Origin of the sequence: Elioraea sp. Yellowstone (assembly GCF_006704265.1) — a bacterium.
GTDB lineage: Bacteria > Pseudomonadota > Alphaproteobacteria > Acetobacterales > Acetobacteraceae > Elioraea.
The window spans coordinates 20,472-34,504 of record NZ_VIKA01000023.1 but is presented as its reverse complement, the minus strand read 5'-3'; the positions used below and the strand labels follow the sequence as shown (position 1 = coordinate 34,504).

12 protein-coding genes are annotated in these 14,033 nt (G+C 73.4%); 6 read left to right on the top strand and 6 right to left on the bottom strand.

Features of this window, described 5'->3' with window-relative positions:
* Positions 1-85: 85 nt before the first annotated feature.
* From ntrC to dusB, 3 genes are read right to left on the bottom strand one after another with little or no spacing between them, the layout of a single operon-like run.
* The gene (gene ntrC, locus FK498_RS05725) at positions 86-1,522 is read right to left on the bottom strand and encodes a nitrogen regulation protein NR(I) (protein ID WP_141852433.1); all 1,437 of its coding nucleotides are present in this window, start codon (positions 1,520-1,522) and stop codon (positions 86-88) included.
* Complete coding sequence (locus tag FK498_RS05720; RefSeq protein ID WP_141852431.1) at positions 1,519-2,682, bottom strand: nitrogen regulation protein NR(II); 1,164 nt, start codon at positions 2,680-2,682, stop codon at positions 1,519-1,521. The genes ntrC and FK498_RS05720 overlap by 4 nt, the downstream gene beginning before the upstream one ends.
* A complete protein-coding gene (gene dusB / locus FK498_RS05715) occupies positions 2,679-3,791 on the bottom strand; it encodes a tRNA dihydrouridine synthase DusB (RefSeq protein ID WP_237560845.1) in 1,113 nt (370 codons plus the stop codon). The genes FK498_RS05720 and dusB overlap by 4 nt, the downstream gene beginning before the upstream one ends.
* An 87-nt stretch (positions 3,792-3,878) precedes the next feature.
* Here dusB and FK498_RS05710 point away from each other — a divergent pair, with 87 nt between their 5' ends.
* Positions 3,879-5,018: a bifunctional 2-C-methyl-D-erythritol 4-phosphate cytidylyltransferase/2-C-methyl-D-erythritol 2,4-cyclodiphosphate synthase gene (locus FK498_RS05710; protein WP_141852429.1), complete on the top strand. Its 1,140-nt coding sequence runs from the start codon at positions 3,879-3,881 to the stop codon at positions 5,016-5,018.
* 128 nt (positions 5,019-5,146) lie between these two features.
* On the opposite strand, the gene FK498_RS05705 is transcribed toward FK498_RS05710, so the two are convergent.
* The 3 genes from FK498_RS05705 to FK498_RS05695 all read right to left on the bottom strand — a co-directional run bounded on the left by FK498_RS05705 (position 5,147) and on the right by FK498_RS05695 (position 8,899).
* Positions 5,147-6,277, bottom strand: a complete 1,131-nt coding sequence (locus FK498_RS05705; RefSeq protein WP_141852427.1) for a type III PLP-dependent enzyme — start codon at positions 6,275-6,277, stop codon at positions 5,147-5,149.
* A gap of 443 nt (positions 6,278-6,720) precedes the next feature.
* On the bottom strand, positions 6,721-7,725 hold the full coding sequence (gene thiS / locus FK498_RS05700) for a sulfur carrier protein ThiS (RefSeq protein ID WP_141852425.1): 1,005 nt from the start codon (positions 7,723-7,725) through the stop codon (positions 6,721-6,723).
* Positions 7,726-7,840: 115 nt separating this feature from the next.
* Positions 7,841-8,899, bottom strand: coding sequence for an NAD/NADP-dependent octopine/nopaline dehydrogenase family protein (locus FK498_RS05695; protein WP_161988325.1), 1,059 nt, complete (start codon positions 8,897-8,899; stop codon positions 7,841-7,843).
* 114 nt (positions 8,900-9,013) lie between these two features.
* Between FK498_RS05695 and FK498_RS05690 the strand changes: the two genes are divergently transcribed.
* The 5 genes from FK498_RS05690 (at position 9,014) to FK498_RS05670 (ending at position 13,954) form a co-directional block, all read left to right on the top strand.
* Positions 9,014-9,994: a 1-acyl-sn-glycerol-3-phosphate acyltransferase gene (locus FK498_RS05690; protein ID WP_141852421.1), complete on the top strand. Its 981-nt coding sequence runs from the start codon at positions 9,014-9,016 to the stop codon at positions 9,992-9,994.
* A gap of 163 nt (positions 9,995-10,157) precedes the next feature.
* Positions 10,158-11,531: a tRNA (N6-isopentenyl adenosine(37)-C2)-methylthiotransferase MiaB gene (gene miaB, locus FK498_RS05685; protein WP_141852419.1), complete on the top strand. Its 1,374-nt coding sequence runs from the start codon at positions 10,158-10,160 to the stop codon at positions 11,529-11,531.
* On the top strand, positions 11,528-12,601 hold the full coding sequence (locus FK498_RS05680; protein WP_141852417.1) for a PhoH family protein: 1,074 nt from the start codon (positions 11,528-11,530) through the stop codon (positions 12,599-12,601). The genes miaB and FK498_RS05680 overlap by 4 nt, the downstream gene beginning before the upstream one ends.
* A 34-nt stretch (positions 12,602-12,635) precedes the next feature.
* A complete protein-coding gene (gene ybeY / locus FK498_RS05675) occupies positions 12,636-13,067 on the top strand; it encodes an rRNA maturation RNase YbeY (protein WP_237560844.1) in 432 nt (143 codons plus the stop codon).
* Positions 13,064-13,954, top strand: a complete 891-nt coding sequence (locus FK498_RS05670) for a hemolysin family protein (protein WP_141852415.1) — start codon at positions 13,064-13,066, stop codon at positions 13,952-13,954. The genes ybeY and FK498_RS05670 overlap by 4 nt, the downstream gene beginning before the upstream one ends.
* Positions 13,955-14,033 lie beyond the last annotated feature (79 nt).

The following is a 14,033-nucleotide window of genomic DNA, read 5'->3' as shown; positions in this document are numbered from 1 at the left end:
GCGATGCGACGCCAGCGCGGCGCGGCGGCCGGCTCGGCCTCGGCGGCCGGACGGGCGGCGGTCCCGTCCATGCCCGCCTCCCCCGTCAGCCGAGACCGCGCACGACCGGGATCTCGAGTTCCCGGATCTTCTTGCGCAGCGTGTTGCGGTTCAGCCCCAGCACCGCAGCGGCCTTGATCTGGTTGCCGCGGGTCGCGGCAAGGGTGAGGCGGATCAGCGGCCGCTCGACCTCGGCGAGCACGCGGTCATAGACGCCGGCGGCCGGCAGCCCGTCCTTGTGGCTCGCGAAATAGGCGCGCAGATGCCGTTCCACCGACTGCGCCATGCTCTCGGGTTCGGTCGGTGTCGCGGCGGGCGCCGCCGGCGGGATCGCCTCGGCAAGCTCGGCGGCGATCACCTCGGCGCCGATCGTCTCCTGCGGATAGAGGGCGGCGAGACGGCGCATCAGGTTCTCGAGCTCGCGCACATTGCCGGGCCAGGGATGCTGCTTCAGCCGCTCCGCGGCCTCGGGTGTGAGCGTCTTGGCCGGCAGCCCCTTCGCCTTCGCCTGGGCGAGGAAGTGGCGCGCCAAGAGCGGGATGTCCTCGAGCCGGTCGCGCAGCGGCGGCAGGCGGATCGGCACGACGTTCAGGCGGTAGAAGAGATCCTCGCGGAACAGGCCCTGGCGGATCAGCGCGCGCAGGTCGCGATGCGTGGCGGCGACGATGCGCACGTTGACGCGCACCGGCGTCCGCCCGCCGACGGTGGTGAACTCGCCCTCCTGCAGCACGCGCAGGAGCCGTGTCTGCGCCTCGGGCGGCATGTCGCCGATCTCGTCGAGGAAGAGCGTGCCGCCGTTCGCCTGCTCGAACCGGCCCTGGTTGCGGCTCAGCGCGCCGGTGAAGGCGCCGCGCTCGTGGCCGAACAGCTCGCTCTCGATCAGCTCGCGCGGGATCGCCGCCATGTTCACCGCGACGAAGGGCGCGCCGCGGCGCGGACCGTAGTCGTGCAGCGCGCGCGCGACCAGCTCCTTGCCGGTCCCGCTCTCGCCCGTGATCATCACGGTGAGATCGGTCGTGGTGACGCGCGCCACCATCCGGTAGATCTCCTGCATGGCCGGCGACCGGCCGATCAGCGGCAGCCGCTCCTCCTCCGCCGCCTCGGGCTCGGCCGCGGGCGGCGGCGCGGCGAGCGCGCGCCCAACCACGGCGAGCAGCTCGTTCAGGTCGAAGGGCTTCGGCAGGTACTCGAAGGCGCCGCGCTGCGCCGCCATCACCGCCGTGGTGAAGGTCGACTGCGCGCTCATCACCACGATGCGCAGCTCCGGGCGGATGCGGCGGATGCGCGGGATCAGCTCGAGCCCGCTCTCGTCCGGCATCACCACGTCGGTGATGACGAGATCGCCCTCGCCGTCCTGCACCCAGCGCCACAACGTCGAGGCGGTGCCGGTCGTGCGCACCTGGTAGCCGGAGCGCGTCAGCGCCTGGCCCAGCACGGTGCGGATGGAGCGGTCGTCGTCGGCGACCAGGATCGTCGCGGTCATGGTGCGTCGTCGTCGCTGGCTGCGGGTCCAACCGGAAGATGCACGCGGAACACGGTGCGGCCGGGGCGGCTGTCGCATTCCACCAGCCCGCCGTGATCGCCCACCAGCTTGGCGACCAGCGCGAGCCCGAGGCCGCTGCCGCCGCGCTTGGTGGTCACGAACGGGTCGAACAGGTTGGCGCGGATCGCCTCGTCGATGCCCGGGCCGTTGTCGCGCACGCTGACCACGAGCGGCAGGTGCACGCGCCCGGCACCGCCCGCGACCAGCCGCACCCCGTGCTGGAAGGCGGTGGCGAGCTCGATCACCCCGCCCGCCTCCGGCACCGCCTCGGCGGCGTTCTTCACCAGGTTCAGGAACACCTGCACGAGCTGGTCGCGGTTGCCCCACACGGGCGGCAGCGAGGGATCGTAGCTCTCGACGATGCGCGCGTGCCGTGCGACGCCGCTCATGGCCAGCCGGCGCACATGCTCGAGCACCTCGTGGATGTTGACGGACCGCCGCTCCACCGGCCGGTCGGAGAACACGTCCATCCGATCGACCAGCGCGCGGATGCGGTCCGCCTCGTCCTGGATCAGGCGCGCAAGCTCGCGATCCTGCTCCGGCACGCTCGCTTCCAGGAGCTGGGCGGCGCCGCGGATGCCGGAGAGCGGGTTCTTCACCTCGTGCGCCAGGATCGCGGCCATGCCGGAGACGCTGCGCGCGGCGTTGCGGAAGCCGATCTGGCGATCGAGCATCTGCGCGGTCGAACCGTCCGCCAGCGTCACCACCGCGCAGTCCGGCCAATCGGCGAGCGGCGCGACCGTCACCGAGATCCCGTGCTTGGCGATCCGCGGGCTCTCGAACGCCATGTCGTGGTCGGCGACGATCGCCGCGCCGTCGAGCGCCTGGACGAGCATGGCGAAGATCGGATGGTCGGCGGGCAGCAGATCGCCGAGCCGCATCGCCGCGAGCGAGGCGGCGGACTGCGCGAAGAACTGTTCGGCGGCCTGGTTGGCGCTGCGGAACCGTCCCTGCCGGTCGAGCACCACCACGGCGATCGCGAGCGAGGAGAGGATCGATGCCGCGTCGGGTTCGTCCGGCTGCGCGCGCAGGAGCCGCACCGGCGCCTCGGCGAGGCCGCGCGCCGCGGCGAGCGCCCGGCGGCTGCGCGAGGGCCTCATGCGGCGGCCCGCTCCGTGCCGGCCTCGATCAGCGGCAGGTAGAAGCCGTCGATCAGCGCCTCCACCTCGGCGGCCGTCTCGGCGCGGTTCACGGCGGCGCGGAACTCGGCCGAACCGGGCAGGCCCTTCGAGTACCAGGCGACATGCTTGCGCGCGAGCCGCGTCCCCGCGCTCTCGCCGTGATGCGCGAGCATCGCCCGGTAGTGGGCGCGCAGGATGCGCCGCTGCTCGGCGAGCGGCGGATCGGGCAGATGCCTGCCCGTGCGCAGGAAGTGCGCGACCTGGGCGAGGAACCACGGCCGTCCGTAGGCGCCGCGGCCGACCATCACCCCGTCGGCGCCCGCGCGCGCCATCGCCTCCGACGCGTCCTCCACCGTGACGATGTCGCCGTTGACGATCACCGGCAGCCGGACCGCCGCCTTCACCCGCGCGACGAAGTCCCAGTCGGCATGGCCGGAATAGAACTGCTGGCGCGTCCGCCCGTGCACGGTCACCATCCGGATGCCGGCCTCCTCGGCGATGCGCGCGATCCTGGGCGCGTTCAGGCTGGCGTGGTCCCAGCCCATGCGCATCTTCAGCGTCACCGGGATCGAGACCGCGCGCACGGTCGCCTCCAGGATGCGCGCGGCCTGGACCTCGTCGCGCATCAGCGCCGAGCCGGCGTGCTGGCCGTTCGTCACCTTCTTCACAGGACAGCCGAAGTTGATGTCGATGATGGCGGCGCCGCGATCCTCGTTCAGCTTCGCCGCCGCCGCCATCGCCTCCGGGTCGCAGCCGGCGAGCTGCACCGCCATCAGCCCGGCGCCGCCGTCGGTCTCGGCCATCTTCAGGGTCTGGCGGTTCTCGCGGATCATCGCCCAGGAGGCGATCATCTCGGAGACGACCAGCCCGGCTCCGAGGCTGTGCACCAGGCGGCGGAACGGCAGGTCGGTGACCCCCGACATGGGGGCGAGGATGACCGGGGTCTCGATCACCGCGCCCGGGCCGAGCACGATCGGCGCCAGGGGCCCCGGCGCGCGCTGCGGCCGGTTCCCGTCGGCTGCACGCGGGATAGGCTGGTCGGGCGCGCTTGCGTCGCAGCCGTCCTTGCCTGATGCGGAAATGCCCATGATTTGGGCAAACTAGCGAAGTGCCCCCGCCCGCGCAACGCGGCGGCGGTTGTGCGGCAAGGGCCGCGCCCGTAGCGTCCGGTCGCCATGCGGATCGCAGCACTTGTCCTCGCCGCCGGTTCCGGCGCCCGGTTCGGGGCGGCGCAGCCGAAGCAGTTCGTTCCGCTCGCCGGCGTACCGCTCGTCGCGCGCGCGCTCGCGGCGTTCAGGGGCCATCCGCGCGTGGCGCAGGTGGTGGCGGTCGGCCCGGGGGAACCGATCGCGGCCGCATGTCCCGATTTCCCGAAATCGGGAATCGTGCCCGGGGGCGCGACACGCCAGGACAGCGCCCGCGCGGGGCTGGAGGCGCTCGCCGCCGACCCGCCCGAGGCCGTGCTGATCCACGACGCCGCCCGCCCCCTCGTGCCCGTCCGCGTCATCGACGCCGTGTGCGAGGCCCTCGCCGCAGGGGCCGAGGCCGTGCTGCCGGCCATCCCCGTCACCGACACTCTCAAGCGCGCGGCGGACGGGATCGTCACCGGGACGGTTCCGCGCGAGGGCCTGTGGCGGGTGCAGACGCCGCAGGGCTTCCGCTTCGCGTCGATCCTCGCCGCCCACCGTGCCGTGGCGGGACGGTCGCTGACCGATGACGGCGCCGTGGCCGAAGCCGCAGGCATCGCGGTCCGGCTCGTGCCAGGGGCGGAGGAGAACCTGAAGGTGACCACACCCGAGGATCTCGCCCGCGCCGCAGCGATCCTCGGCGCAAGCCTGACGCCGCGCGTCGGCACGGGCTTCGACGTGCACCGCTTCGCGCCCGACCGCGCGCTCATGCTCTGCGGCGTCCGCGTCCCCCATCCCCTTGGACTTGCAGGACATTCCGATGCCGATGTCGGCATCCACGCGCTCTGCGACGCGATCTACGGCGCGCTCGCCGAGGGCGATATCGGCACGCAGTTCCCCCCCTCGGATGCCGTGTGGAAGGACGCCGACAGTGCGCTGTTCCTCCAGCATGCATCGCAACGCGTGGCCGCGCGCGGTGGCCGGATCGTCCATGCCGACGTCACGCTGATCTGCGAGCGGCCGAAGATCGCGCCGCATGCGGCGGCGATGCGGGAACGACTGGCCGCGCTGATGGGGATCGCATCCGGTGCCGTCTCGGTGAAGGCCACGACCACCGAGCGGCTCGGCTTCACCGGGCGGGGCGAAGGCATCGCCGCGCAGGCGGCGGTGACGGTGCTGCTGCCATGAAGGAACGAGGCGGGGGGGGGGGGGGGGGGGCCCCCCCCCCCCAACCCCGGCGGGGCGGGGCCGGCCGCGCCGTCGGTCTTAAAAAAACCCGGGGGGGGGGCCCCCCCCCCCCCCCCTCGACCACCCCCCTAGATGTAATGTTCCGCCAGCGGGCGGAAGCCGTTGAAGGACTGCGACGCATAGGTCGTCGTGTAGGCGCCGGTCGCCAGCAGCTCGACCCGGTCGCCCGCCCGCAACGCCAGCGGCAGCCGGTACGGGGTGCGCTCGTAGAGGATGTCCGCGCCGTCGCAGGTCGGACCCGCGATCGTCACCGGCCCGACCGCCCCGCCGTCGCGCGAGGTGCGCAGAGGGTAGCGGATGCTCTCGCCCTCGGTCTCGGCCAGCCCGCCGAACCGGCCGATGTCGAGATACACCCAGCGGACCGGATCGTCCTTCGCCTTGCGGCTGACCAGCACCACCTCCGAGGCGATCACGCCGGCATCGCCGACGATGAAGCGCCCCGGCTCGACCACCATCTCGGGGATCGCGTTGCCGAAGGCGCGCGTCATCGCGCCCATGATCGCCCGGGCGAAATGGTCGATCCCCGGAACGTCCTCCGAGTAGCGCACCGGGAAGCCGCCGCCCAGATTCACCATGCGCAGGTTCACCCCGCGCTCGGTGAGGTCGGTGAACAGCATTCCCACCTTGGCGATCGCCGCCTCGTAGGCCACCGCGTCGCGCTGCTGGCTGCCGACATGGAACGAGAGCCCGTAGGGATCGAGCCCGAGCGCACCCGCGCGTGCCATCAGCCCGGCCGCCATCTCCACCGAGCAGCCGAACTTGCGGGAAAGCGGCCAGTCGGCGCCGGCGTTCTCGACCAGGATGCGGCAATAGACCTTCGACCCGGGGGCGGCGCGCGCGAGCTTCTCGAGCTCCTCCTCCGAGTCGAAGGCGAACATCCGCACGCCGGCGGCGAAGGCGCGCGCGACCGCGCTCTCCTTCTTCACCGTGTTGCCGTAGGAGATCGCCGAGGGCGCCGCGCCGGCGGCGAGCACGAGTTCGACCTCCTCCCACGAAGCGGCATCGAAGGCCGAACCGAGGGCGACCAGCCGCTCCAGCACCGGCGGCGCGGGGTTGGCCTTGACGGCATAGTAGATGCGCGCGAGCGGCAGCGCGGCGGCGAGCGCACGGTAGTTCGCCTCGACGCGGTCGACGTCGAGCACGAGGCAGGGCGTCGCGGGACGAACCTCCTCGAGAAAGCGCGCGATCTTCGGGGTCATCGCACGGGCCCTCCCTCTCAACTCCAGCGGGGCGGCCTGTCCAGGCGGCACGCCCCAGGTCGACGGAACGGTCGAACACACCAGCGATCCCGCGGGCGAACCCCCGGGCTGGCCAGAGCGCTTGACGTCGTTGCGTAAACCCCGAGGGGCCAGAGGCACGTGCGTTGCTGTCTCTGCGCGCGATATACGCGCGACCCTCCGAGAGGTGAAGGGAAAAATCGATCCCGCGCAGCGCAGGCCTGCGGTGCGGAGAAATCCGGCCCGCAGTCGCCGGCAGGTGGCCCGGGTCGCATGGCGGGGGCGGCGCCGGCATGCCGCCGTACGGGCTGCCCCAGCGGCGATTCGGGCCGGGCAGCGCCGTCGCCTCGGATGACATGCCGGGCCGCGCTCAGGCCGACGGGCGCAGGTGGATGCGATGGCGGGTCAGGTTCCCCCGCCTCGGGTCAGATCAGACCGCCCAGCGGACTCGACGGGTCGGCGTAGAGCTTCTTCGCCATCCGTCCGGCGAGATAGGCCTCGCGTCCCGCCTCGACCGCGGCCTTCATCGCGCGCGCCATGCGCACCGGGTCCCTGGCGTGCGCGATCGCCGAGTTCATCAGCACCGCGTCACAGCCGAGCTCCATCGCGATCGCCGCGTCGGAGGCTGTGCCCACCCCGGCATCCACCAGCACGGGAACCTTCGACTGCTCGACGATCAGCCGGATCGTGACCCGGTTCTGGATGCCCAAGCCCGAGCCGATCGGCGCGCCGAGCGGCATGATCGCGACCGCGCCCTGCTCCTCGAGCCGCTTCGCCGCGACCGGGTCGTCGACGCAGTACACCATGACCTGGAACCCGTCCTTCACCAGCGCGTCGAGCGCACGATGCGTCTCCTGCATGTCGGGATAGAGCGTCGGCGGCGGTCCCAGCACTTCGAGCTTGACGAGGTTCCACCCCCCCGCCTCGCGCGCAAGCCGCAGGGTGCGGATCGCGTCCTCTGCCGTGTGGCAGCCCGCGGTGTTGGGCAGGTAGGTGTAGCGTGAGGGCGGGACGTAGTCCTGCAGCATCGGCGCCGAGGGATCGGAGAGGTTCACGCGCCGCACGGCGACGGTGACGATCTCGGCGCCCGACGCGGCGATCGCGGCCGCGGTCTCGTCGAGGTCCTTGTAGCGCCCGGTGCCGACGATCAGGCGCGAACGGAAGCTGCGCCCGGCGACCGACCACGTGTCCTCCGCCGCGGAGGCATGGTCGCCCCCGCCGATGAAGTGGACGATCTCGATCCGGTCGCCGTCGGCGAGCACGGTGCTGTCGAAGCCCGATTTCGGGACGATCTCCAGGTTGCGCTCCACGGCGACCTTGCGCCGGTCGAGCCCGAGCACGGCAAGCAGCCCGGCCACGGTGAGCGGGCCGGGGAAGGCGCGCGTCTCGCCGTTGACGGAGAGGCGCAGGCTGTCGGTGGTCGCGTCCATGGGCGGGATATGGGTCGGTTCGCGGGGGTGCGGCAAGGGCCGGAGGGCGGGGCTGCGGGCCACGATCGGGGCAGGATGATCGGCCAGGGGCGGCGCGCGGCAGCGCGCCCCGGCCTCACGCCGTGGCCGCCGCCCTGAGCCCGCCCTCGGCCGCGAGCACCGGCAGGAGGTCGTTCATCGCCGCAAGCTCCCGCCCCCAGGCGGCGGAGGCAAGCCGCACCGCCCCCTCGGTCACCGGCATCGCCAGACCGACTTCCCCGGCGAGCGCGAGGTAGAACACGAGACCGAAGGGCACGTCCTCGAGCACGTAGCGGGTCTCGATCGTGGTCGGCCCCGGCGGGCCGCCGCGGCGGGCGTGCAGCTCCGCCATCATCCCCGCAAGATCGGGCGCGTCCAGCGCATAGGAGCGGCGGAAGAACGCCTCCGCCGTCGGGATGCGCACCCCGCAGGCGGCGGCGAGCGCCTGGCGCTCGCCGTCCAGCGCCAGGATCAGCCGCGCCACGGCGGGCGTGGTGCAGTGGTACTGCGGCCAGACCTCGCGGTGCTCGATGCGGCTCAAGTTGCAGAGCGCCATCGCCAGATGCGCGATCGGATTGACGTTGGCGAGCGCGGCGGCGAGCAGGCTGTCGGCCGGGACGAAGCGCTCGCCCCAGAGCTCGGTCGCGATCGCGAGCGCCGCTTCCGTCTCGGCGTGCCGCACCGCCGCGACGTCGCAGGCGCCGCGCAGGGTGGCGACCGCGACCGAGGCGCCGTCGGCGCCGCGCCGGCCCGTCAGCGCCGTGGTGCCGAACCCCGCGATCGTCGCCGCCACGCCGCGCCGGCCGAGCAGCCGGTGCAGATGGAGTGGCGAGAGGCTGGCTGCGGCGCTGACCAGCACGGTCTGGCCGGAGGCGAGATGCGGGGCGGCCGCCTCCATCACCGCCCGGTGGCCGTTCGCCGGCACCGCGACCAGCACGGCCTCGGCGCCGGCGACCGCCTCGCCCACCTGCGCGGCGAGGCCGACCGGGAACTCCCCCCGGACCTCGCCCGCGGCCGCGAGCCGCCCGCCCCTGGCGCGCAAGGCCTCGGTGCCGCGGCCGGAGGGCGACCAGACCGTCACGGCGTGGCCGCGCGACGCCGCCAGCGCCGCCGAGCCGAGGGCGATCGCCCCGGCGCCGAGGATCGCGAGTCGCATGGGCAGAGGGGTCCTCCGTCGTGTCGCGACGCAGTCTCGGCCGCCCAGGACCCGGCCGCAAGCGGCCCTGCCCGGCTTGCGCCGCCCCGGCAGTTGCGCCATGCCAGCCGATACATGCCGACCCGCCGCCTGGGCTCCCGACGTTTCCGCACCGCGATCATCCGGCCACCCGCCGGCACCGACTGGCGCGCCCGGCTCGCCGCCGCGGAGGCCGAGATGGCGGCCGACTTCCGCGAGGCGCGCGCGCCCTCGGCCTGGCGCGCCGTGCGCGCGACCCGGCGGCTCGTGCTGATGGCGCTCTGGACCTTCCTCTGCATCCCCGTGCAGACGGTCTGCATCGCCTTGGGCGGCCGCGCGCCGGTGGTGATGGCGCGCTGGTACCACGCGGTGCTGTGCTGGATCGGCGGCATCCATGTGCGGGTGGTCGGCGAGCCCGCCAGGCCCGCACCCGGCCGGCCGGTCCTGTTCCTCTCCAACCACCAGTCCTGGGCGGATGTGCTGGTGCTGGGCGGGCGGATCGAGGCCTGCTTCGTCTCCAAGGCCGAGGTCGGGTCCTGGCCCCTGATCCGCACCGTCGCGAAGCTCGGCCGCACCGTCTATGTCAGCCGCCGGCGCGGCGCGACCGGGCGCGAGAAGGACGAGATCGTCGCCCGCCTCGCCAGGGGCGATTCGCTGATCCTGTTCCCGGAGGGCACCACCAGCGACGGCGCGCGGGTGATGCCGTTCCGCAGCGCGCTGATCGGCGCGGTCGAGGGCGACGGCGTGCGCCCGATCGTGCAGCCGGTCTCGATCGTGTTCGACCGGCTGGACGGCCTGCCGGTGACGCGCCCGCACCGGCCGCACTTCGCCTGGTACGGCGACATGGACATCGCCCGCCATGCCTGGACCCTCCTGGGGCGGCGCTCGTGCCGCGCCACCATCCTTCTGCACCGGCCGCTCGACCCCGCCGACTTCCCCAACCGCAAGGCGCTGGCGGAAGCCGCCCACGAGGCGGTGGATGCGGGCGCGGCGGCGCTCCGCCAGGGCCGCGAGGCGACACCCCTGTCGCCGAAACGTCACTCCCGCGACCCCACGGCGTCTCCCGATCGCGCTTGACAGGCATCGCTCCCCTGTGGCGTGACTTGCGCTCGAAAGGAGAGGTTCGCGCCCTTGAGCCAACGGGTCCGGCCGGTCACGACCGGATGTCGCCTTCGCAAACCCGGCTTCGGCTGGTTGCGGACGGCGTGATGCGACCTCCCGCCACCATCCCCAGAGCCGCATGACGAACGCCACCCGGCCCCGCGGGCTGCATGTGCAGACCTGGGGCTGCCAGATGAACGTCTATGACAGCGCCCGCATGGTCGATGCGCTGGCGCCGCTGGGCTTCACGCTCCAGCCCGCGCCGGAAGGCGCCGACCTTGTGGTGCTGAACACCTGCCACATCCGCGAGAAGGCCTCCGAGAAGGTGTTCGCCGAACTCGGCCGGCTCAGGCGGCTGAAGCAGGCGCGTGCGGCCGAGGGCGGGCGGATGCTGATCGCGGTCGCGGGCTGCGTCGCCCAGGCGGAAGGCGCGGAGATCCTCCGCCGCGCCCCCTATGTGGACATCGTGCTCGGCCCGCAGACCACCCACCGCCTGCCCGCCCTGGTCGCGCGCGCGGATGCCGGCGAGCGCGCGCTGCTCGACACCGAGTTCCCGCCCGAGGACAAGTTCGACCACCTGCCGGAGGAGTCCGCGCCGCAGGGCATCAGCGCCTTCCTGACCGTGCAGGAGGGCTGCGACCGGTTCTGCTCGTTCTGCGTCGTCCCCTATACGCGTGGCGCCGAGCAGTCGCGTCCGGCAGCGGCGGTGCTGGCCGAGGCGCGCCGGCTGGTCGCGCAGGGCGCGCGCGAGATCACGCTGCTCGGCCAGAACGTCAACGCCTATCACGGCATCGGGCCGGACGGGCGCGAATGGGGGCTCGGGCGGCTGATCCGCGCGCTCGCCGAGCTGCCGGGCCTCGACCGCATCCGCTACACCACGTCCCATCCGCGCGACATGGACGACGAGCTGGTCGCCGCCCATGCCGAGGTGCCGGCGCTGATGCCCTATCTGCATCTGCCGGTGCAGTCGGGGTCGGATGCGGTGCTGAAGGCGATGAACCGGCGCCACACGGCGGACGACTACCTGCGCCTCGTCGAGCGCCTGCGCACGGCCCGGCCCGATCTCGCCCTCTCCTCCGACTTCATCGTCGGCCACCCCGGCGAGACCGAGGCGGATTTCGAGGCGACGCTCGCCCTGGTCCGGCGTGTCGGCTTCGCCTCCGCCTTCAGCTTCAAGTTCTCGCCGCGCCCCGGCACGCCGGCGGCGGAGGCGAGAGACCAGGTGGACGAGCCGACCAAGGACCGCCGCCTGCGGACCCTGCAGGCCGTGCTGCGCGACCAGCAGGCCGCCTTCAACGCCGCTCTGCTCGGGCGCACGGTCGCGGTGCTGTTCATGGAACCCGGCCGCCACCAGGGCCAGATGGTCGGACGCAGTCCGTGGCTGCAGCCCGTTCACGTGCAGGGACCCACGACGCTCGCAGGAGAGATCCGCCCCGTGACGATCACCGCGATCCATCCGAACTCGCTCGCCGGTCGTCTCGCCGATGCCGCCCCGGCGGCCGAGGCCGCATGAACCACGTGCTGCGGGGCACGGCCGACGTGCCGCCGGTGACGCTGCACGTCACCTTCCAGGACAACGCGCTCCTGCCCCTGCTGTTCGGCGCACATGACGCCCATCTCGCGCGCATCGAGCACCGTCTCGGCGTGCGGCTGACCTCGCGCGGCAACCGTCTTGTTGTGACCGGTCCGGCCGAGGAAGCGGAGGCCGCGAAGGCGGCGCTGCTCGGCCTCTATGCCGCGTTGGGGCGAGGCGAGACGGTGGGAGGAGCCGAGGTGGACGCGGCCGTGCGCATGGCGCGCCACGCCACGGTGCGCGCGCTCGAACCGGGCGCCGAGGAGCCGCGCCTGCCGCTCTCCGACATCCCCTCGATCCGCACGCGCAAGAGCACGATCGCCGCGCGCAGCCCGATGCAGGCCGCCTACATGGAGGCGCTCGCCGCGCACGAGCTCGTCTTCGCGCTCGGCCCGGCCGGCACGGGCAAGACCTACATCGCGGTCGCCCAGGCGGTGGCGATGCTGGCGACCGGCAAGGTGGAGCGGATCGTGCTCTCGCGCCCGGCGGTGGAGGCGGGCGAACGGCTCGGCTTCCTGCCCGGCGATCTGCGCGAGAAGGTCGATCCCTATCTGCGCCCGCTCTACGACGCGCTCGCCGACATGCTGCCCGCCGACCAGGTGCAGCGCCGGCTCGCCGCCGGCGAGATCGAGGTCGCGCCCCTGGCGTTCATGCGCGGCCGCACGCTCAGCCACGCCTACGTGATCCTCGACGAGGCGCAGAACACCACGCCGGTGCAGATGAAGATGGTGCTGACCCGGCTCGGCGAGGGCAGCCGCATGGTGGTGACCGGCGACCTCACGCAGATCGACCTGCCGCCCGGCACCCGCTCGGGGCTCTCCGATGCGCTCGAGACGCTCGAAGGCATGGCGGGGCTCGGCGTCGTTCGCTTCACGGAACACGACGTGGTGCGCCATCCGCTGGTGGCGCGCATCGTCGAGGCCTATGGCCGCCGCGCTCAGGCCGAGAGGGAGACGCGGCGGCGTGCGCGCACGGCCGCCGCGCAGGCTGACGATGGAACCGGGAAGTAGACCCCCCGCGCCGGGCGCCGGCGCGGGGATCACCGTGACGGTCGCCGAGCCGCGCTGGCGCGCCTCGGTGCCCGCGGTCGAGGCGGTCGCGCGGCGTGCCGCGGCGGCCGCCATGCGGGCTGCGCGCGTGCGTGGCACGCTTGCCCTCCTGCTTGCCGACGATGCCACGCTGCGCCGGCTGAACGCGCACCACCGCGGCAAGGACTACGCCACCAACGTGCTCTCCTGGCCCGGGAGCGGCGGCGGCGGCGACATCGCGATCGGCTACGGCGTCGCCCGGCGCGAGGCGCGCGCGATGCGCCGGCCGCTCGCCCGGCATCTCGCGCACCTGGTCGTGCACGGCGCGCTGCACTGCGCCGGGCGCGACCACGAGGACGAGCGCGCCGCACGGCGCATGGAGCGCGAGGAGGCCCTGGTGCTGCGCCGCCTCGGCGTGCCCGATCCCTACCGGGGGGCCGCGCGATGAGCGAGAACGGCGGATTGTCGCGGCTGATCGACCGCATGCTGCGCTTGCTGCGCGCGCGCGACGACAACGGCCTGCGCGAGAGCCTGGAGGCGCTGATCGAGCAGCGCGCCGAGGAGGCGGGCGAGGACGCGCCGCCCGCGCTCGACCCGCACGAGCGCGCGCTGATCGCCAACGTGCTGAAGCTGCGCGGCATCACCGCCGACGACGTGATGGTGCCGCGCGCCGACATCGTTGCCGTGCCCGAGACCATGACGCTCGAGGCGCTCGTCGCGCTGATCAAGCGCGAGGGCCATTCGCGCCTGCCGGTCTACCGCGAGAGCCTCGATGACATCGTCGGCATGGTGCACATCCGCGACGTGTTCGTGCACATGGACCGCGGGCCGGAGTTCCGCATCGCCGACATCCTGCGCCGTCCGCTCTTCGTGCCGCCCTCGAAACCGGTGCTGGACCTCCTGCTCGAGATGCGCCAGGCGCGCATGCACATGGCGATCGTGGTGGACGAGTACGGCGGCACCGACGGGCTGGTGACGATCGAGGACGTGGTCGAGGAGATCGTCGGCGACATCGCCGACGAGCACGACGAGCCGCTCGCCGCGCAGGTGGTGCCGCGGCCCGACGGCACGCTGGACGTGGATGCGCGGCTGCCGGTGGAGGAGTTCGAGCGCCATCTCGGCCCGATCCTCTCGCCCGAGGAACGCGACGCTGAGATCGAGACGGTGGGCGGGCTGATCCTGGCGCTGACGCACCGCATCCCCGCGCGCGGCGAGACGATCGCGCATCCCTCGGGCGTGGAGTTCCGCATCCTCGACGCCGACAGCCGGCGCATCCGCAAGGTGCGGGTCGCGCGGCCGGGGAACGCCCCCCAGGAATCGCGGCCCGCCGCCTGAGCGCGCGTCTGCGCGCGGCACACGCCATGGCGCGAAATGCGCGCGTGCGACGGCTCCGTGACGGGCCGACCGCCGAAAC